Source organism: Mesorhizobium sp. M4B.F.Ca.ET.143.01.1.1, from assembly GCF_004792275.1.
Lineage (GTDB): Bacteria > Pseudomonadota > Alphaproteobacteria > Rhizobiales > Rhizobiaceae > Mesorhizobium > Mesorhizobium abyssinicae.
Genome location: NZ_SRSR01000034.1, coordinates 1 through 19334, shown reverse-complemented (window position 1 = coordinate 19334; position 19334 = coordinate 1). Strand labels below are relative to the sequence as shown.

The following is a 19334-nucleotide window of genomic DNA, read 5'->3' as shown; positions in this document are numbered from 1 at the left end:
CCCGACGAGCCGCGCTTCAAGGGCCTCAGCACCATCGCCATGGTCGAGACCCGCATCGAGACCGGCGCCGAGGTCAGGGTCGAGCGGCGATGCTACATCTCCTCTCGCATCCTCACCGCAAAAACCTGACTGGGTTCTCGATGTCCAGTTCAAGGAGGATCAGTCCCGCCTGCGCCGCGGCCACGGCGCCACAAACATGGCCATGGTCCGCCACCTCGCCCTCAACCTCATCCGAGCCATGCCCGGAAAACAATCCATCAAAGGAAAGCGAAAACTCGCAACCTGGGATACCGACTACCTGATGGCAGCTCTCCAACCCCGTTAACCTGGACTCGTTGCCCTGCCAGCCACTGCAGACAGTTGACGGTCCGTGATTAGTGGAATAGCGTTCTGTCAAGAATGCTGTGTCCTATTCGCGGTGATCTAGCGTGAGGGAAGGAAAAAGCTTTTGAAGGTTTTTAACGTGTGCATCGATCGGCTGCTTACGCAGGAGCTCATCAGACTTCCCCTCCAAACCGGACTCTAGCCTACTCGAAAAAGCAAAGTTGCCGAGCGCGTTGGCACACAGTGTCTATAAAAAACCGATTTCGAAGTCGAAGGAACGTAAAAATGTCAATTGAAACACTGGTGGAAACGGCAGTGAAGACGAAACGCGACCCTCGCTATGATATTTTGTTCGAGCCTGTCCAGATTGGTCCGGTTCGAGCTAAAAATAGATTCTACCAGGTGCCCCACTGCAATGGAGCAGGTTACAAATACCCGAACACGGTTGCGGCCATGCGGGGCATGAAGGCGGAAGGTGGCTGGGGAGTTGTTAATACTGAATTCTGCAGCATTCACCCTGTGGGCGATCCGTCGCCGACAGGTCACGCACGTCTGTGGACTGATGCTGACATTGCGCCCAATGCCTTGATGGTTGAGGCCGTGCACAAGAACGGTGCCCTTGCTGGCTGCGAGACCGTCATAACTGGCGTTTACTCTCACAACCGAGATAGCCGAGAGATCTCACTCTCCCCCTCGCCATATCCATCGCCTCTTGGCGATTTTCCGTCGGTGGCTCGCGCATTGGATCGGAACGACATTAAGAATATCCGCCGCTGGCACAAACAAGGCGTTCTGCGTGCAAAGAAGGCAGGCTTTGATATCGTATACTTGTACCTTTGCCACGGAATTAGTATCTTACACGACTTTCTCTCGCCCCGTATAAACCACCGAACCGATGAATATGGTGGGAGCTTGGAGAACCGTCTACGACTAACACGCGAGGTTCTTGAAGAAACGCGGGACGCTGTAGGAGATAAGTGCGCAATTGCGATTCGCCTTTCGCTTGATGATGTTTTGGGTGACGAGGGTCTGTCAAGGGAAGAAGGAAGGGAGGCGATGCATATGCTGGCTGAGGCCCCAGATCTTTGGGATTTAACAGCTGGTGCAGTAGATTCAATCACCTCGCGCTTCGAGAAGGAAAATTGGCTCGAACCTTGGCTGAGTTTCGTGAAGTCGGTGTCCAGCAAGCCAGTGGTTGCGGTAGGTCGATTTACCTCTCCTGACACTATGGCGTCTATGGTCAAACGTGGCCTGATAGATTTTGTTGGAGCCGCACGACCCTCCATCGCCGATCCGTTTCTACCAAAAAAGATCGAGGAGGGAAGACTCGACGACATCCGAGAGTGTATTGGTTGCAACATTTGCCTCGCAAGCCAAATGATGGTCACGCCGTCCCGGTGTACTCAGAACCCCACATTTATGGAGGAATGGAGGCGCGATTGGCATCCTGAGAAAGTTACCATCGGCCATTCGTCCAGTAGTATCTTGGTTGTTGGTGGTGGGCCAGCAGGGCTCGAAGCAGCGCACATTCTGGGGAAGCGAGGCTTTCAGGTGAGCCTCGCGGAGGCTAGAAAAGAGCTTGGCGGGCACCTTCTGCCGGTTACACGGCTGCCAGGTTTGAGTGAATGGCTCAGGGTTCGGGACTATCGGCTGGGACAGCTACAAAAGCTGACAAACGTAGAGATCTTTCTTGACAGCCAGCTTGATGCCGAGCAGATCCTCACATTTGGGTTTGACCACGTTGTCTTAGCGACCGGTTCCCACTGGCGTCGAGATGGGATTGGTCGCCGTCACGTTTTGCCGATTCCAACAAATGAGAATGCGGTGGTTCTGGCACCAGAGCAGATCATGGCAGGCTGCGAGGTGCGCGATCGGGTCATTATCTTTGACGACGACCACTATTACATGGGAGGGATTCTGGCCGAAGTGCTGGCAAAGCGAGGACATGCCGTCACAATCGTCACCCCAACCCCATTGGTTTCGAGTTGGACTTCGGTCACCTTCGACCAAACGCTCATCCAGACCAAGCTGATCGAACTTGGCGTCGAGATACGAACAAATATGGATCTAGCCACGATAGAGGGCGATCATGTGACGTTGAGCTGCGTGTTTACTGGGCGCAAAACGCCGATCGCTGCCGGAAGCGTTGTTATGGTTACTGCCCGGGAGAGCAATGACGCCCTCTATAATGCATTGATGGGGCCGAACGAAAATGTTCCTCCAGAACTGAAATCGCTAGCCAAGATCGGGGACTGCCTTTCTCCGGGCATTCTTGCGCAGTCGATTTATTCTGCACATCGCTACGGACGAGAGTTTGACGTGGCAACGCCGCCATTAGCTAAGCTCGAGAGGCTTTTGCTCGACTAGTAGGTGAACGCAGAGAGGCGAATGCATGGTAGTAATTTTGTGCTCGTGCTGGATTTGGGGCAGTACGGCTTCTCAGGTGGAGGCGGTATAGATGAAGGAAATGCAGACAAATGTCCTGGTGCTGCGGGGTTAAGCGAAGATGTCGGCCCCATCGCTCAAATCGTTGGCGATGATATGTCACTGACCTTTCATCAGGCTGCGACTGGAGCCAGGATGTCGGCCATCTCCCGATCACCGCCCTGCTTCTTGAGCAAATGCTGCTGCAAATTCCTGAATGCATCGGGAAGTTCAGCAAACGGTGATCCGTTGCGGAGGGCGCCTGGTTTGCGCTGAACAACAGCCAGATAATGCCGCCAGTCATAGACCGTCTGACCGGGCCGATCATGCGATCGATCGATGATGCGGCGATGTTCGCAGACGATCAGACCCTCCGCCGCGACAACGATACGATTTGGATAGACCCGAACGCTGACGGGCCGATCGGCGAAGGATGCCAGCACGCTGTAGCGGTTACGGTCCAGATGGACGACGCAGGTCGGTGACACCCGTTTGGTATATTCGACAAAGCCGTCGAAGAGGCGAGAGGTCGGCATCAGAGCCCGGGATTCTTCGGTCCAGATGTCATCGATGGTCCCTCGCATCCGGCCATGCGGCGTCTGATGCCACAGTTCCCGGCAACGCGTCTCCAGCCAGTCGTTCAGGGTTTCCAGCGATGGAAAGCGCGGCATGGGTTGCCACAGTCGATGACGCGCATCCTGTACATTCTTATCGACTTGCCCCTTCTCCCATCACGATGCCGGATTGCAGATAGTGGCTGGCCATGGCCATGAAGCGCAAATTGACGTCGCGCTCCTTGCCGCGTCCAACCTTGTCGACCGCCGTCTTCATGTTATGGGATGAACGCCTCCCTCCGGTCCGTCACCATTGGGTGACCAACCTACACGACCGGTGGCAAACCTCGGCTCGGCGGCATCGGTCGGCGTGCCAACCTCTATCTGCGACGGCAGATGATCCACGGTGCCCGCGCCGTCATCAGCCGGCTCGCAAAGCATGGGGATCGCCGCTCGGTTTGGCTGAAGGCGATGTCGAGCGTCGCGGGTTCAACAAGGCGCTCGTCGCGCTCGCCAACAAGACGGCGCGCATTGCCTGGGCGCTGCTGACGCGCAAGGAGAGCTACGCCGGCGCCTGATCTGCGCCGATGAGTCACGGATCGCCGCCGACACGGCGATGAGAGCGAGGTAAGACACTGATGGCACAACGGCACAACGGCACGGACCGCAGCTTCAGAGCCTGATTTACGACAGGGCCCATGAGGCCGCTCATGTTATGAGGACAAAGGCAGCGGTCTCCGATCAAGGCGAGGAGCGTGATCGCTCCAGCGACAGGCCGGATAGATTCACGCATCCCATGCCGCCGGCTGCCAGCAGCTTATCTTGCCCGGGAGGCGTCCATAGATTGTCGTAAATGCCGCGCCGGAGAATCCCGCCAAAGACGCGGAATGCGTGATTGTGGGCATCAAATAGCATCTCATGTGTTTGCAGCGGATAGACGAACGATGAAGGCGCAGCTGTAGCTCAGCTTCGTATGGGCCACCTGCAGCTTGGTGTGCTCATTGCCGATGATCGCCCAATCCTCAGACCAATCGAACTGAGGTGCTTCCCCAGGCTCGAACGCCGGCGGCACGAATGTCCCTCGTGCCTGTCGACGTGAGATTGGTCGTAGAACTGGCCTGTCGCGGAATACCATTCGCAAATATCTGCGCTCTGATGGCGCGTTACTGAAAGCCGCACCGGACACGGCCCCGCCAATATGGCCGTTGTCCGCCACTTCGTCTTCAACCTGCTGCGAAGCATCGACGACAAGCGATCCATGAAGCTGCGCCGCAAGTCAGTCGCCAGAAACAACCAAAACCTCGAACAACCGTCAATCCGTTAACTCGGATTCAAAGCCGTCGTCCCACCGGCACAATCTCCTCGGAACCGACCAACGCGGTATAGACGGGATCCTTACTCTGTCCGGGCGTTGACCAACACTATGCTGCCCAAGCTCTTGATGTCTCTGTGTGAAACCACAACTCAACTGACGTGATCGGGACCGGCGCCTGGTCCGCCAGTTACGACCGACGATTTGCTTAAGAATGCAAGTGGCGTGCATTTTGGAGTCAGCCATCTATATCTCCTAAAAATGCCACCAGGTTGTCACCGAGTTCCGCGCAGGGATATCCGCCCTCCTGCAGCATGGCGATAGACGCATTGAAGTTGCCTAGACACTGGCAGCCTTCCGGAAGCCGTCGGTGGTGACGTCAAGCACACTGAGGGGATCGCCGCGATAGGCATCGAGGCCAAGCGCAACGAGCAGGACATCCGGTCCGAAATCTCCTATCTTTTGCATGCCCGCCGCAATTGCTTCGACGAAGCCCGCATCGTCGCTGCCGTGCTTCAGCGGAAGATTGACATTGAACCCTTCTCCGGAACCGCAGCCAATTTCATCTTCGTAGCCGCTAAAGAACACCGGGAATCCATCAGGATCGGCATGGACCGACACCGTCAAAACGTCAGGCCGCTCATAGAAGATCTGCTGAGTGCCGTTCCCATGGTGGATATCGACATCCAGAATTGCGACGCGCTCGGCTCCTTTCATCCTTAGGGATTCAGCAAGGGCCGCAACGTTGTTGAGGTAGCAAAATCCCCAGGCCATCTCGGTGCAAGCGTGGTGGCCTGGCGGCCGGCAAAGTCCATATGCACGGCGCTCGCCGCGCGCAACCAAGTCACCGACGTTAAGGGCCACGTCGATACTGGATCGCGCCGCCGCCCAGGTTCCACGCGCGATAGGACACGCTGTGTCGGCCTGGTGGAATCCGGAGCGTGCAACGATATGGCTGGCGTAGTGTGACGCAAAACGGTTGGGGTGCGTGTTGGGTACGATTTCCGGGCCAGCATGGGGCAGGGCCAACCATTCATTTATGCCATTTTCCAGAAAATCGAGGTACCTCGCTGTATGCACCCGCGTCAGTACAGAGGCGTCGGTTTGGCTCGCCTCGAGCGCCTCGTGCCCAGCAGCAATTGCCGACGAGAGCAACATGTCGGCACGCTCGGGACGCTCGGGGCTTTGGACCAGCCTTCCGCGATGAATGAATGTTTGCGGATCATGGCTACGGTGACCGTCCGAGTAAACAACTTTCATGTCGATAGCTTTCCCGAGAACTAGACCGTGGCACCAAGGACCCATGGCGCAAATTCGGCCGCACCAAAGTCAAATTCTTCGCTTTTGGTGCGTTCCCCGGAAGCGACGCGCAGGATCAGATCGAAAATCCGCCTGCCGCATTCTTCAACGCTCTCGTCCCCGCTGAGAATCTCGCCGCAATTAATGTCCATGTCGTCCTGCATGCGTTCGTACATTGGGGTATTGGATGCCAGCTTAATGGAAGGCGCTGGCTTGCAACCAAACACGCTGCCGCGGCCGGTCGTGAAACATATGAGGTTTGCGCCACCGGCAACCTGCCCCGTCGCCGACACAGGATCGTATCCGGGGGTGTCCATGAAGACCAAGCCAGGGCCCTTTACGGTCTCGCCGTATTTGACGACATCGACTAAGTTTGTCGTGCCGCCTTTGGCCATCGCGCCCAGCGACTTTTCGACAATCGTGCTTATCCCACCAGCCATGTTCCCCGGAGAGCGATTATCATTCATGATGGCGCCTTCCCGCTTGAAGTAGGCATCCCACCAATCCATCAAAGCGATCAGCTTTTCCCCTACTTCGCGCGATACGGCACGTCGCGTCAGCAGATGTTCGGCACCATAGGTTTCAGGTGTTTCGGACAGTATCACCGTGCCGCGTTGTCGCACGAGAATATCGCTAGCAGCTCCCAAGGCTGGATTCGCGGTGACTCCCGAGAGACCGTCCGACCCCCCGCATTGCAGCCCGATGATCAGTTCGCTGGCAGGAATCGGTTGCCGAGCAACTTGATTGGATTCCTGGAGTACATCCCGCACAAATTCAACCGCGGCTGCCACGGTTTTTCTGGCGCCGCCCATTGTCTGAATATCCATGCTGCGCACCCGTCCAGCCAGACGTTGATCCTCGAGAAGACCCCCGATCTGGTTAACCTCGCAGCCCAATCCCAGAACTATGACGTGGCTGAAATTTACATGTCGCGCGTAGCCACCAAGCGTACGGCGTAGAACGTTTAGTGGCTCGCCGCCTGTCATGCCACATCCCGTCTTGTGGGTTAATGCGACGACACCATCCACATTCGGAAACTCAGCCAGGGGATCGGCCCCGGTAAAAGGATTCCTTTTGAATACCTCAGCCACTACGTTAGCTACGTGACTGCTACAGTTTACACTGCTGAGGATTCCGACATAGTTTCGCGTTGCAGCCCGCCCGTCGGAGCGGCGGATACCCGAAAACGTGTCAGGGGTTTCCACATAGTCGGTCTGACGTGCCCTCGCGCCAAAAGCATAGTCCTTGTCGAATTCGCCGAGCGCCATGAATGTTCTGCAGATGAACATGGAAGCCAGGTTCGATGTCTTTTGTAGCAAAGCCGATTATCTGACCGTAGCGCAGAATCGGTTCGCCTGACCTGATTGGTTTGACAGAGACCTTGTGTCCTGCCGGGATAGCGCTTTTGGCAACTATCGATCGACCCAACGCCGTACCCTGCGTAATCATCCGTCGCGCGATCGCGACATTGTCACTAGCGTGCAGGACCAGCACCGGAGTGACGTCCCGTTGTTGTGTCGTATCGCTCTGCATCACTACTCCTGACCTGCTGGCGGACCAGAACCGAACCGTTCCTGGCGATCAACGGTTCAATACCGTCTTGCCCGGCGTCACTCTCCCCAAAGGTTCAACCGAACACTGCTGATCCGCGCCAGGACGACCGAAAACGAAACCGAGAGCCCTCAGCGGCTCGACGCGAATATCGCTGGCTGGACTGGCGCTCCCATCCCGCCTAAGCTGCCTCAGAGTTGCGCTTGCTCAGGGAGGCGATGGTGTTGTTGATCACAGACACTACCCTTTCACGCTCTTCTCCGGCCAATGGCAAGCGCGGCGCACGCGTCCATTCGGGTGCTCCGTAAACAAGATGTTCAGCGAGCTTGATGTATTGAACAAGCTTTACGCTGGTATCCAGATGAAAAGCCGGGGTCATGATCCGATACAGTTGCAGCGCCTCGGCAAATTTTCCGGTTTGCCCCAGCTCAAAGATGCGCACGCATTCTTCAGGCCATGCGTTCGTCATTCCGGAAACCCACCCCGTCACACCCAAGGCGAGGCTCTCAAGGATTAAATCGTCAACGCCGCAGAACACTGCAAAGCGATCTCCGAATTCGTTGTAGAGATCGGTGACACGGCGAATGTCGCCAGATTCTTCCTTGATGCAGATGATCTGTTCGACATCCTCTAGAGTGCGCAAGATAGCGGGCGTCACGTCCACTCCATACGCAATCGGATTGTTGTAGATCATTGAGATGGACTTGCCGTGAGCGCGGAATGGTCGCCGGATCAGATCAAACCGAGCACGGGAGTGCAAAGATCCTGGATGACCGTCCAGGCAACTGCTGCCGATGAATTCCGTCCGGTTCGGATTTAAAGTTTTTCAAAGGGTCTGTACTATAGTGCGATTGCCCTCCTGATCTCAACACGGTCACCAAGGAGAGTTGCAACGAAAATCTTTCGCCGGCCAAACTCTTGGTAACACCCGTCGGCTCGAGGATGAACAGTACTTGTCGTAGGGCAGCATCAGCGCGGCCTTCGACACAGCGGACCTGACACATCCAACTTTACGAGGCGGTGCATGTCATCCGTCGGATTACGCGATTCCTTGCGAACGGGGCATTGAACTCCCCGATAAACCCCTCCCCTAGTTCGTAGACATCGGCTGCCGTTGTTCCGAGCCCGCTCAGAACCCGGAGACGGTGCGCGGACGGTACGGCCTCTCGATGGCGGCGATCTCATTGTCGGTCAGCTTGATGTCGATCGCCTTGAGCGCCGCCTCCACGTGCGAGAGCTTCGACACACCAACGATCGGCGCGGTGACGCCATCCTTCTGCAGGACCCACCCCATCGCGACTTCCGCCATCGAGACACCCCGCGCCTTAGCTTGCTGTTCCACTGCGGCGACAATCTCCTTGTCGTTCGCCTCGTTGCGTTCGTACATTGTCTTGTGAAACATGTCCGTTGTTGAACGATAAGTTTTGGTGCCTCAAGGTCGTGTCAGCTCCCCGTTCCCGAGCGGCGACCACGGGATGCCCCCGACCTCATCTGCCCTGAAAAGCGGCAGCATCTCACGCTCTTCCTCGCGATAGATCAGGCTCACCTGATTCTGCATCGAGACGAACTTGGTCCACCCATTTGCCTCGGCGGTGTGTTGATACTTGAGGAATTGCGGCATACATCGACGAAGGCGCCGATATAACGCGCCTTGCCGGCCTTCACCACGTCGTGAAGCGCCTCCATGGTCTCCTCATACGGCGTTGCCGGGTCGTAGCGGTGGATCTGGTAGACGTCTACATAGTCGGTGCCCAAGCGCTTAAGGCTGCGATCAATCTCCGAAAGGATCGCCTTGCGTGACAACCCTGCTCCATTCGGGCCAGGTCGCATGGGGTTGAACACCTTTGTCGCTAGCACGATCTCGTCGCGCGGTGCCAGTTCCTTCAGCAGAAGGCCCGTGATCTCCTCGGACAGGCCATCCGCATAGACGTTCGCTGTGTCGAAGAAGTTAATGCCGCCTTCCCAGGCCGCCCGGAACAGCGGCCGGGCATCTTCGATACCAAGCACCCAAGGGCGCACCTCGGTCTTGTTGCCGAACGACATGGTCCCGAAACAGATTCGGCTAATCTCAAGACCGGCCTTTCCTAGTCGCGTATAGTCCACGGCGTAAAGTTCACTTTTGCTCGAGTTTCTCTGTGCAACCCGGATGCCCGCGAGCTGCGACACTTTGTTAGGTGGCCAACGGAGGGCGGGTTGGAAACCTATCGTCGGAGGACAACAGTTTGGCTTTGCCGACCCAGGCCATCGGCTCCTAACTCCACCATGTCGCCGGGCTTCAGAAATACCGGGGGCTTCATTCCAAGCCCCACTCCGTGTGGAGTGCCGGTCGTGATAACATCCCCAGGCTCTAGCGCCATGAACCGTGAGATGTACGAGATCAAATGCCTGAATGGGAAAATCATCTTGGCTGTCGATCCTGACTGCCGAGTGATCCCATTCACCGTGAGCCAGAGTGTCAGGTTCTGAGGATCGGGGATTTCATCCGGCGTTACAAGCCAAGGGCCAAGTGGGCCAAAGCTCGGCGAGGACTTGCCTTTTATCCATTGTCCCCCACGATGTATTTGAAACTGGCGTTCGGAAACGTCGTGGCAGATAAGATATCCTGCTACGACCGACAACGCATGCTCTTCAGCCAAATCAAAAGCATGTTCACCAATGACAACGGCAACTTCCGCCTCCCAGTCTAGCATCCATGAGTCTCGAGGCATCAAGATGTCATCATCTGGTCCAACAATGCACGACGGCGCCTTGGAAAAGATAACCGGCTCATCAGGAATGGGAGTGTCGGTCTCGATTGCGTGATCGGTGTAGTTAAGGCCGACCGCGATAAAGTGACGTACGTTAGCTACAGGAGGCCCGAGGCGAACATTGTCGTCGACATGGGGCAATGACGAAGGAACTACCGAGCGTAACATATCCAAGCCAGCGCGAGACAGCGTACTGCCCCGGATATCTGGAACGATGCTACTAAGATCTCGGATAGCGCCGTCCTCGTCCAGCAACCCCGGTCGCTCGGAGCCGGCCGGTCCAAATCGCAAAAGTTTCATATCATTTCCTTAAATTCAGCCGGCCGCCGAGTCGGTCTTCAGGCGGGTATATTCAAGCAGATACCGGCCGATTTGCGCTTTTCGGACGAGAGGGTGTTGCAGAACGGCTTGGACAGGGGTTTCCAAGGACTCGACGGTGCAGCCTTCAAGAAGAATGAACCAGTTGGGGGGCGCATCATAGTCCGTGCGCCCTTCACTCTCCACCGTGCGCACCTGGGTCGCCTCCTCATCTGCCTTGCAGAGATGCGCGCCAGTCAGGAGCGGGAATCGTGTAAATCCGGACACGAGCGCCGATAGCTCCCGGGCCACCTGCTGTCCATCGTTTGCCGCAGACTGGAAGCGCACCGTGGCAAGGACGCCGCCAGGCCCTGGCCCCTCAGACCACAAGACTCGAGCCAGACCCCGAGACGTATTGAGAAAGTGCGCCGTTGCGCGCCTCGTCCATGGCGTCGGGGCGTTGAGCCGCTTGGCATACTCCCCACCTGTAATGACGTCGAATTGCTCAACCTCGTAGAGCGTAAAGAACTCGGGGTGGGTTTCTTTATCAGCAGCTCTATAACGTCGCCCCCGCAAAAACCCGGGAATGCCGGTTCGCTCAGGCATGTGCTCGTGTATGTGCCACTGATAGAAATCTTGTCGCCCCCCTTCTGCTATTCCGTTCCAGATGGCCACCATGCCCTTACCGCAAAGCATCGGTCTCTCCATTATTCTCAAACCTATTGAAGGTCACCGAAACGGACGTGAAACCGTCAAACTCGGCTACGATCTCGTCGCCCGGATCTGCCGTGTGAAAACCTGTGTAGCTTCCCGTCGTAACGATCTCGCCCGGCTTTATGACAAGCCCCCTTTTCCCGAGATCGTTTGCCAACATAACCATGAGGCCAATGAGGTCTCCGCGGGGGTGGCCTCCGATAGTTTGGCAGATGGTATTTCCGTTGATGCCAAGTCGAGCCGGAACGGTCTCAAAGGCAACATCCTGCCAGTTCTTGTTTAGCGATCCGAGCACCAGTGCGCCGTTCGACAGCAAGTCTGCGATCATCGCATTGCGAGGAATGGTGAACTTGCTTGCCCAGCGGCTATCTGCGACTTCAATGGCCGCGCAAGCCCCATCAATGGCCTCGATGATATGCTCGCTTGCAAATCCATCCCGCGCCGGAACTGGTTCCCTCCCAAAGCGGAAAGCGATCTCGCATTCGATGCCACCCAGCCCGTAAACCGCAGGAGAAATAGACACCGGGCTTTGAAAAAGGCGGCTCCTGACGATGGGAGCTGATATCAAGTCTCCATCAGGCAAAGCCGCGACCTTCCAGCCCGCTACAGGAGACAATGCGCTGACGACTTCATGCTGAATACTCAAAGCTTGGTCCCGGCTCAGTGCTTCCAGCGTTGACGTATCAGCCATCACACGCTCGCCGCCGCGATGGGCGGCAGCAAGTTTTTGAGCAAAGGTCCCTGAGAAATCGCTTGCTATCTCTGACATATCATACTATCTGGAATATTGTTCCAACAACAAATAACCGCTTTCCTGGACGTGGTCAACCGGCTTCCCGAAAAATGACTGGAGACGATGGAACGCGGTGGAGGGAGCAAGTTCATGGCCGCTTTGAATGCTGCAGACGTGGTTGTTGTCGGAGCTGGAGGGTCTGGCCTTTTCGCCGCGATCGAGGCGGCGGAAATGGGCCGACGAGTGTTGGTGCTTGAGAAAAACCCGGCACCGGGCGGAATGACCAATTGGGCTATCGGCTCCCTCTCGTCGAGTGCTTCGCGGATGCAGGCCGCAATTGGAATTGAAGACACCCCGGCTGCGCATTTCGAAGACATGGCGCTGTTCCACGGAGAATTGCTGCCCCGGGACAATCCCGATCTCCGCAGAGTCTTTGTGGAAAATGTTCCTGATACTCTAAAGAAACTGCTCGACCTGGGCGTCGTGTTTTTTGGGCCCATGCCAGAGCCGCCCCATCGTGTTCCCCGTATGCACAACGTACTGCCAAATTCGCGAGCCTACGCACACGCTTTGAACCGACGCGCCCGCGAGCTTGGCGTTGATATACGCCTTAATCATCGCGTTCGTCGGTTACTGTACGAGCAAGGGAGGGTCGCAGGGGTCGAGGCTGAAGCAGATGGCTCGCAGCATCGATTCATTGCGTATCGCGGCGTTGTCCTGGCTGGCGGAGATTTCAGCGCCAATAAAGAAATGAAAAGAATTTATGCCGGCGAAGCAATAGCGCAAGCGGGTGCGTTAGTTGAAACAAGCACCGGCGATGCCCACCAGCTCGCATTGGATGTTGGCGCTGAAATTGTGAACGGTGACATTGTCAGCGGGCCGCAACTCCGATTTGTGCCGCCTAGAGTAAACCTGATGACCAAATTGCCGCCAAGCCGATTCCTAGCCTTGATGATGAAATGGTCCATGGCCAAATTGCCCCAGGCCGTGATTCGACCTTTCATTATGATGTTCCTTACAACGATACTGGAGCCACAGCGAAAATTATATAAAAGCGGCGCGATACTTATAAACAGAAGCGGATCCCGATTTGCCGACGAGTGCGATAGCCCTCAACTTTCAGTACCCCAGCAGCCTAATAAAGAGGCGTTCATAATATTTGACGGCCTTCTTGCCAAGAGATTCAGCGCATGGCCTGACTATATCTCAACAGCACCAGGGGTCGCCTATGCGTACCTTCCAGATTATAAGCGCAATCGCAAAGATATATATTATCAGGCCAACTCGTTAGCTTCACTCGCCAAAAAAATTGGTGTCCCCGCAGCTGCTCTCGAAGAAGCCGTTGCGGATTACAATCGTAATCCTCGAGCAGGTAGCCCAGGCTTGTTGAAGCCGCCGTTCATTGCACTCGGACCAGTCCGAAGTTGGGTCTTGACCGAGGGAGGACTAGGGGTCTCCCCCGCTATGGAGGTTCTGTCAAAAAATGGCGAAGCCGTCCCGGGTCTCTATGCGGCTGGAGCAACCGGCCAGGGTGGGATAATCTTGGAAGGCCATGGCCACCATTTAGGATGGGCGTTTACGTCTGGGAGATTGGCAGGCCGAGCTGCTGCCCTGAGGGAGGTTGGTTTGACTTGAAGCGAAACCCCCGATGGAAGTTTCGCCACTCATCAAAGGGAGAAACGCTCGCGAGTGAACCCGGACTTTGCGCTGGCCCGCCACCACCGTTGTTGCTCCACTACCTCCGAAGACAGTCGCTTCAAAGTCTTAGATCGCGGGATGTCCAAGATCGAGAAAAAGTCGCTGCGGAGAATAGGCGGCTGCTTGTCCTTTTTGCCATTTCAGAACTTGCTCCCCGGGCTTTGGCAGAGCAGTCCTTGAGGCAGTGGCTGTCAAAATGCTGATCCCACCGCACCGCATTACGTACTCTAAATGTCTGCCGTCTTCACGGTATTCTGCAACCTTCACGGCGCGAGCCAGTGCCAAGCCAGCCTCTTCCGGAGACAAATCCCAGGCATCGGGCTGATCAATGCACTGACGATCATCGCCGAAGCGGGAGACCTTCGCCGCTTCTCTCGACACAGCTCGAGGCCAGACCTGCCTTTCCAATTCGGCAATGCTCGGCTGCGCCGCACGCTGTGGATCGCCGGACAAGTCGCCTCCGTCAGCGCGAGAACGCTTCCGTCAGAAGTTCGAACGCTACATCGCGAGAGATCGCAAGTCTCTCTCGGGCATGCGGGTTGCCCGCGAATTGGACCGGCTCATCGCCGAGCGCGGCCGCCCGAGAATGATCGTCAGCGACAACGTCCTAAGCGCGGAAGGAAAATGGAGCCTGCAGTCAAGGTTTTCTGTTCGTCAGCATGCTCTTGCTGCTCGACGGAAGCTGTTCCGGCTCTATCGGGAGGAGAAGCTCGCCGTTCGCCGCCGTGTGGCGGCCGCAAGCGGGCGATCGGGACCGGGGCGCCGATGTCATAGGCCGGCCGCGCCTTGGCTATTGTGATAGCAACAATATTCCAACGATACATGCGTCAATTTTCAATCCAGCAGGCGAACAATTGGTTCCTCCTCCAATATTGCAGACCTTGACCGCCGACTTCTGCACGGGATAAGGAAAGGAATCGCATTTGGAATACCATTCTGGTCTTGTTGACGCACCTGCTCTCTTCGTAGAGCGTGTACCTCCTCCGGATGCGCTTGACCGACACGATTAAAAGTTAGAATATCGTTCTTAATGGAACGAATTAGGAGGTGGACATGCGGGTTGTGAACTCTCTTGTTGAGCGGTGTTTTGCTGTCATTGAGCTGCTTGCAAAGGAAGCATCGGCGATGAGGCTCGGCGAAATTGCTGAAAAGCTCGACCTGCAAAAAAGTGCCGCCCACCGGATGCTAAATTTGCTTAGCGAAATGGGGTGGGTTGAGCAGGACTCGGTCACGGGCTTTTACAGGCTCACACTTAGACTTGCCATCCTTGGACAGCGTTTTTTGAGCGCTACCCACCTAACTGACGTCTGCCAGCCCGTTTTGGAGGAATTGGCGGCCGAAAGCGCGGAGCTTGTTCGGATGGCAGTCCTGCAAGGTGAGACTTTGACTTGGATCGCACAAGTTCAAGGGGCTCGGAACGGATTGAAATATCAGCCAGAAATGGTTGCGAGAGTTCGCTTGGATACCACAGCCAACGGCAGAGCTTATTTATCTACACTAGGCCAGACAGACGCAATTCGCATCGCTATCAATGACGGCGCCTCTGGCGGGGGTGAGGGGTCTATAGCCTCTGTGGAAGAGTTTATAAAGGAGCTGGAACTGACCCAGAAAAGGGGCTGGGCGATTTCCGACGAGGAGGCTGAGCCCGGTGTCGTTGCGATTGCCGCCCCTATTACTTTGGCGGGTGGCCAAACGGTCGGCACCGTCAGCGTCGCTGGACCGAGCTCGCGGTTAACTCCAGATCGGCAAGAAAAAGTTGCTTCGTCGGTGTTATCAACAGCAGCCAAACTTGGAGAACTCTGGCCTTTAAGGCAAAGATACGACAACATAGAGAAATCGGCATAGTCCCTCTCCACAATTGGCCGGCTTTGTGGGATTCAACTTTGCGAATATTGGCAAGACAGTCTGCTCTCGATCCCGCGACTGAGTGCGATCAGCCGCTCAGGGTGGAATGGGTGAGCATTCAAATCTCCCTGGTTCAGTGGAAATAGCCCTTACCGCGGATGTTGCCGTGGCGCAGGGGTTGGTGGTCGGCGTCTCGTCGAAGAAAGCGCGATCAAGGCCGTTCTTGAAGATTGAACGGATCGAGGCGACGGAGCGAGCTTGATGAGGATGCCGCGTTGGCAGGCTGCATCGACGCGCGCGTTGCCGTAGCTCTTGGTCAGCGCCAGGATGCCAAGATAGGTGCGAATGCCCTGCTCGGGATGCGGCCGATCATCAATGACGGCCTGGAAGAAGGGTAAGCGCCCGGTCATGACCCGGGGCTGTTACCGGCCATGGTTTTGACCGCTGCCGCGATTGGCTTTGTGCTCGCGGATAAAGTCGGTCAGGCTTTCGAGGCCGAAGTCTGTGAAGGCGGGGATCTGCTGATCGTCGGGCCCGTAGACCCAGAGGCAACCGTCCTCCGGTTCCATGTCGACATAGACCTCCCACAGCAGCTCGGCGTCCTCACCGAGCATTTCGGCGGCGAGCGGGAGGGTGTAGACCCGGGTGATCGCAGCCATGGTCAGGCTGCCAGTCTGGTGTCGGATCGGGGGCGCCAGTTCCAGGGGAGAAGCTCGTCGATGCGATTGGCTGGATGGTCGCTGACGCGGCCGATCAGGTCGGCGAGATAGGCCTCCGGATTGATGCCGTTCAGCTTACAGGTCTGGATCAGGGTGTAGAAGACCGCGGCGCGCTCGCCGTCGGAGTCCGAGCCGAGGAAGGTCCAGTTGCGTCGTCCGAGCGTCAGCGGGCGGATCGCCCGTTCGGCGGCATTGTTTGTTGGTCATCTCGAGACGGCCATCTTCGGTGAAGCGGCAGAGCGCCTTCCAGCGGTTGAGGCTGTAGCGGATGGCCTTGGCGAGGTCGCCTTTGCGGCTGATCCTACCCAGACTGGTCTCCAGGTAATCCTTGAGTTCGGCCAGCAACGGCACGCTTTAAGCCTGGCGCACGGCCAGACGAGCCGCGGCGCTGCGGCCGTTGATCTCGCGTTCGACGGCGAAGATCGCGCCGATCTTGTCCAGTGCCTGACGCGCGATCGGCGATTTGGTCTTAGCGTGCTCGTCGAACAGTTCGCGCCTTGCATGGGCCCAACACGCGACCGGCTCCAGGCGCGGGCGACCGGTGATCGGATCCGGTTCGTAGAGCTTGTCGAAGCCGGCATAGGCGTCGGCGTGCAGGAAGCCGGATGCCGGCGCCAGCAAAGCTTGGGCGTGCTCGCCCTTGCGGTCAGGCGAGTAGCGATAGAAAGCCGCCGGCGGATGGGGCGAGCCCCAGGTGCCTTCGTCGCGCACAACGACCCATAGCCGGCCGCTTTTGGTGCGCCCGCGTCCGGGATCCTGAACCGGGATCGGCGTGTCGTCGGCATGGATGGCCGGGCCGGCGCGAGCATAGTCGCCGATGCGCTCGGCCACCGGCGCGACCAGCCAAGCGGCCCGTCCGACCCAGTCGGCCAGGGTCGATCGATCGAGGTCGACGCCCTCGCGTGCGTAGATGCCGGACTGTCGGTTCAAAGGCAGGTGGTCGCAATATTTGGAGACCAGCACATGGGCGATTAGCCCTTGGCCGGGTCTGCCGCGCTCGATCGGCAGGCTCGGCATCGTCGGCTGGGTGATGGCCTCGCAGTCCCGGCAGCTCAGTTTCGGTCGCACATGCACGACGACCTTGAAGTGTGACGGCACATATTCCAGCACCTCGCGTTCATCGTCGCTGATCCTGCGCAGCCGCTCGGAACCGCAGGCAGGGCAGGCGCAAACCCCGGCGTGGGTGATGACCTCGCGCGGCAGGTGATCGGGCAGCGGCCGGCGATTGCCCACGCGCTGTGGCCTGGTCGGCGCCGGCATCGCGCCTGGCATCGCCGCAGTCGCATCGTGGCGGGCTTCGCTGGCGGCCTCGGCCTCCTCCAGATCGCCGATCATCAGCTCGAGCAGATCGATCTGCCGATCGAGCTTCTCGGACGACTGGCCGAAGCGCGCGCGCCGCAGCGTCGCCAACTGGGCTTTTCAGCTTCTCGATATGCAGCGTCTTGGCGTAGAGCTCGGCCTGCAAAGCCGCAGCGAACGCGCGCAGGGCGTCCGGATCCGACGGCAATTCCGCAGTGGCGAGAGACATGCCGGCTTATAAGCAAAATCATGCCTCACGAGCGAGAATAAATGCTTGGAATCAGGAACTTATTTAGATTGCTTCCGGGCGAGTGACCGGTTCCGGTGCGACCGTCCGCCGCCAATCAATTCCTTCGACGAGCAAGGCCAACTGGGCCGGTGTCAGCTGAAGCCGACCCGCCACGATCGGCGGCCAGACGAACTTTCCCTGCTCCAAGCGCTTGGCGAACAGGCACAGCCCACTTCCATCCCAGGCCAGGATCTTCAACATGTCGCCGCGCTTGCCCCGGAACACGAACAGCGCCCCGGAGAAGGGATCGGTGGCCAGCACGTTCTGAACCTGGGCGGCCAAGCCATCCATCCCTTTGCGCATATCGCATGGCTGCGTCGCCAGGTAGACCCGCACCCCAGACCCGGGCGCGATCATGCCGCCGCCTTCAGAGCCGACAGCACCCGCCGCAGTGCCGCCTCGCTGACCTCGGCGTCCACCCGCACGCGCACGCCGCCGACCAGGACGATCTCGATCACACCGTGCTGTTCCGCCCCAACCGCCGCGGCTGGTGAGGCTGCCGGTGCGCTGCTGATGACCTCGACCGGGATCAATTCCAGCCGCGAAGCCGCCGACGCCGGCGGGCGCATCTGCCGGCGCCACGTGAACAACAGGTTCGCATTGATGTCGTGCCGCCGCGCCACCAGCGACACAGACGACCCTGACTCACAGCTCTCGGCAACCAGCCGCTGCTTCTCCTCGAGAGTGTATGACTTGCGCCGGCGGGCGCGCGCCATCCCAGAAACTTGGCCAGCCACTGCATCCGTCGCGATCGTGTCCATTAAGCCTCGCTCGTGGACACTATCCTCAGCGTCCAGAGCGCGATCGCTATCCGATCCGAACCCCGCCCGGGAAGGCGGTCGTTACCGGGCGCTTACGAAGAAGGCGGCGGTGGAGGGGCCAATCTTGTCGCCGGCGGCGACCAGACCTCCCGGCGTCCACTTGCCGTAGCGGCGATGCGCGCTCGGCATGTGATCGGCAACGGTCGTATGGCCGCGCAGGTTGGGCGCGCGGGCGTGGCTGGCGATCCGCTGACACTTGTGGAAGATCTCGACGGTGTTGTCGGCGATGCGCACATCGACGAGTTTGCGGATGAGGCGGTAGGGCGTGGGATACCAGTGCCCGTCGACCTCGACATGATAGTCGGGCGCGACGCGGCACCGCTTCCAGCCCAAAGCGTATGGCTGGTCCGGCAGTTGTCCCGAATACTCGAACCATGACCGCCGGACAAGCTTGTGCAGGCCGAATCGCGTCAGCGGCTTGCCGACTTTGCTCAGGAATACCGAACCTTCTGGCGTAGCTTAGCTGGCGTCGGTTACGCGTCGCCTCGCAAGATATTGAAATTGCAACAGTCGTTTTGATTCAGACACTAGATCTAAGGTTTTACGCCTTGGCCTAAAGCAGGACGGTGCATAGCTGCGAACGCGACACTACAGATCGAGCTTCAGGCGCTTTGTGGCCGCGCGCGAGCAACAGACCATGAGAACGGTGTGTGCTGTCTTCTCCTCCTCGGTCAGAACGGAATCCCGGTGTTCGGCGCGACCGCTAAG

The 19334-nt window shown here is 57.8% G+C and carries 10 protein-coding genes and 12 pseudogenes; 7 read left to right on the top strand and 15 right to left on the bottom strand.

Going from position 1 to position 19334, the window contains the following annotated elements; genetic code table 11:
• Positions 1 to 75 precede the first annotated feature (75 nt).
• A pseudogene (locus EN786_RS39165) lies at positions 76 to 325 on the top strand (ISAs1 family transposase); the annotation flags it as partial.
• Positions 326 to 609: 284 nt separating this feature from the next.
• A complete protein-coding gene (locus tag EN786_RS35260; RefSeq protein ID WP_135909912.1) occupies positions 610 to 2691 on the top strand; it encodes an FAD-dependent oxidoreductase in 2082 nt (693 codons plus the stop codon).
• 206 nt (positions 2692 to 2897) lie between these two features.
• Here EN786_RS35260 and EN786_RS35255 read toward each other — a convergent pair.
• Positions 2898 to 3582, bottom strand: a pseudogene (locus EN786_RS35255) (IS21 family transposase); the annotation flags it as partial.
• 47 nt (positions 3583 to 3629) lie between these two features.
• On the opposite strand from EN786_RS35255, the pseudogene EN786_RS35250 reads away from it, so the two are divergent.
• Positions 3630 to 3880: pseudogene (locus EN786_RS35250) on the top strand (IS110 family transposase); the annotation flags it as partial.
• 256 nt (positions 3881 to 4136) lie between these two features.
• Here the strand turns inward: EN786_RS35250 and EN786_RS35245 are convergent.
• Positions 4137 to 4386, bottom strand: a pseudogene (locus EN786_RS35245) (IS21 family transposase); the annotation flags it as partial.
• Positions 4387 to 4476: 90 nt separating this feature from the next.
• Between EN786_RS35245 and EN786_RS39160 the strand changes: the two are divergent.
• Positions 4477 to 4626 (top strand): annotated as a pseudogene (locus EN786_RS39160) (ISAs1 family transposase); the annotation flags it as partial.
• Positions 4627 to 4953: 327 nt separating this feature from the next.
• Here the strand turns inward: EN786_RS39160 and EN786_RS35235 are convergent.
• The 7 genes and pseudogenes from EN786_RS35235 to EN786_RS35205 all read right to left on the bottom strand — a co-directional run bounded on the left by EN786_RS35235 (position 4954) and on the right by EN786_RS35205 (position 11991).
• Complete coding sequence (locus EN786_RS35235; protein WP_210238920.1) at positions 4954 to 5874, bottom strand: histone deacetylase family protein; 921 nt, start codon at positions 5872 to 5874, stop codon at positions 4954 to 4956.
• Positions 5875 to 5894: 20 nt separating this feature from the next.
• Positions 5895 to 7446 (bottom strand): annotated as a pseudogene (locus tag EN786_RS35230) (altronate dehydratase family protein).
• 199 nt (positions 7447 to 7645) lie between these two features.
• Positions 7646 to 8158 (bottom strand): annotated as a pseudogene (locus EN786_RS35225) (dihydrodipicolinate synthase family protein); the annotation flags it as partial.
• 435 nt (positions 8159 to 8593) lie between these two features.
• Positions 8594 to 9567 (bottom strand): annotated as a pseudogene (locus tag EN786_RS35220) (aldo/keto reductase).
• 98 nt (positions 9568 to 9665) lie between these two features.
• On the bottom strand, positions 9666 to 10511 hold the full coding sequence (locus EN786_RS35215; RefSeq protein ID WP_135909907.1) for a fumarylacetoacetate hydrolase family protein: 846 nt from the start codon (positions 10509 to 10511) through the stop codon (positions 9666 to 9668).
• A gap of 15 nt (positions 10512 to 10526) precedes the next feature.
• Positions 10527 to 11204, bottom strand: a complete 678-nt coding sequence (locus EN786_RS35210) for a hypothetical protein (RefSeq protein WP_135909905.1) — start codon at positions 11202 to 11204, stop codon at positions 10527 to 10529.
• Positions 11191 to 11991, bottom strand: coding sequence for a fumarylacetoacetate hydrolase family protein (locus tag EN786_RS35205; RefSeq protein ID WP_135909903.1), 801 nt, complete (start codon positions 11989 to 11991; stop codon positions 11191 to 11193). Before EN786_RS35205 ends, EN786_RS35210 begins: the two co-directional genes overlap by 14 nt.
• A gap of 114 nt (positions 11992 to 12105) precedes the next feature.
• On the opposite strand from EN786_RS35205, the gene EN786_RS35200 reads away from it, so the two are divergent.
• The 3 genes and pseudogenes from EN786_RS35200 (at position 12106) to EN786_RS35190 (ending at position 15498) form a co-directional block, all read left to right on the top strand.
• Entirely contained in the window at positions 12106 to 13590 is a 1485-nt protein-coding gene (locus EN786_RS35200; RefSeq protein WP_135909901.1) for an FAD-dependent oxidoreductase, read from the top strand.
• 369 nt (positions 13591 to 13959) lie between these two features.
• A pseudogene (locus tag EN786_RS39155) lies at positions 13960 to 14257 on the top strand (IS110 family transposase); the annotation flags it as partial.
• Between the two features lie 449 nt (positions 14258 to 14706).
• Positions 14707 to 15498 (top strand): IclR family transcriptional regulator, encoded by a 792-nt coding sequence (locus EN786_RS35190; protein WP_135909899.1) that lies wholly within the window; start codon positions 14707 to 14709, stop codon positions 15496 to 15498.
• A gap of 133 nt (positions 15499 to 15631) precedes the next feature.
• Here the strand turns inward: EN786_RS35190 and EN786_RS35185 are convergent.
• The 6 genes and pseudogenes from EN786_RS35185 to EN786_RS35160 all read right to left on the bottom strand — a co-directional run.
• Positions 15632 to 15890 (bottom strand): annotated as a pseudogene (locus tag EN786_RS35185) (IS21 family transposase); the annotation flags it as partial.
• 30 nt (positions 15891 to 15920) lie between these two features.
• Positions 15921 to 16157, bottom strand: coding sequence for a hypothetical protein (locus EN786_RS35180; protein WP_135909897.1), 237 nt, complete (start codon positions 16155 to 16157; stop codon positions 15921 to 15923).
• Between the two features lie 2 nt (positions 16158 to 16159).
• Positions 16160 to 17745 (bottom strand): annotated as a pseudogene (locus EN786_RS35175) (IS66 family transposase).
• A gap of 63 nt (positions 17746 to 17808) precedes the next feature.
• A complete protein-coding gene (tnpB, locus tag EN786_RS35170; protein ID WP_127868754.1) occupies positions 17809 to 18162 on the bottom strand; it encodes an IS66 family insertion sequence element accessory protein TnpB in 354 nt (117 codons plus the stop codon).
• Positions 18159 to 18566 (bottom strand): transposase, encoded by a 408-nt coding sequence (locus EN786_RS35165; RefSeq protein ID WP_135909894.1) that lies wholly within the window; start codon positions 18564 to 18566, stop codon positions 18159 to 18161. Before EN786_RS35165 ends, tnpB begins: the two co-directional genes overlap by 4 nt.
• A gap of 96 nt (positions 18567 to 18662) precedes the next feature.
• A pseudogene (locus tag EN786_RS35160) lies at positions 18663 to 18980 on the bottom strand (IS21 family transposase); the annotation flags it as partial.
• Positions 18981 to 19334: the final 354 nt, after the last annotated feature.

What these genes read in the sequence shown, in the direction of transcription:
- EN786_RS35260 (WP_135909912.1), top strand. Translation starts at nt 610, where the DNA reads ATGTCAATTGAAACACTGGTGGAAACGGCAGTGAAGACGAAACGCGAC.
- EN786_RS35235 (WP_210238920.1), bottom strand. Translation starts at nt 5,874, where the DNA reads ATGAAAGTTGTTTACTCGGACGGTCACCGTAGCCATGATCCGCAAACA.
- EN786_RS35215 (WP_135909907.1), bottom strand. Translation starts at nt 10,511, where the DNA reads ATGAAACTTTTGCGATTTGGACCGGCCGGCTCCGAGCGACCGGGGTTG.
- EN786_RS35210 (WP_135909905.1), bottom strand. Translation starts at nt 11,204, where the DNA reads ATGCTTTGCGGTAAGGGCATGGTGGCCATCTGGAACGGAATAGCAGAA.
- EN786_RS35205 (WP_135909903.1), bottom strand. Translation starts at nt 11,991, where the DNA reads ATGTCAGAGATAGCAAGCGATTTCTCAGGGACCTTTGCTCAAAAACTT.
- EN786_RS35200 (WP_135909901.1), top strand. Translation starts at nt 12,106, where the DNA reads ATGGCCGCTTTGAATGCTGCAGACGTGGTTGTTGTCGGAGCTGGAGGG.
- EN786_RS35190 (WP_135909899.1), top strand. Translation starts at nt 14,707, where the DNA reads ATGCGGGTTGTGAACTCTCTTGTTGAGCGGTGTTTTGCTGTCATTGAG.
- EN786_RS35180 (WP_135909897.1), bottom strand. Translation starts at nt 16,157, where the DNA reads ATGGCTGCGATCACCCGGGTCTACACCCTCCCGCTCGCCGCCGAAATG.
- tnpB (WP_127868754.1), bottom strand. Translation starts at nt 18,162, where the DNA reads ATGATCGCGCCCGGGTCTGGGGTGCGGGTCTACCTGGCGACGCAGCCA.
- EN786_RS35165 (WP_135909894.1), bottom strand. Translation starts at nt 18,566, where the DNA reads ATGGACACGATCGCGACGGATGCAGTGGCTGGCCAAGTTTCTGGGATG.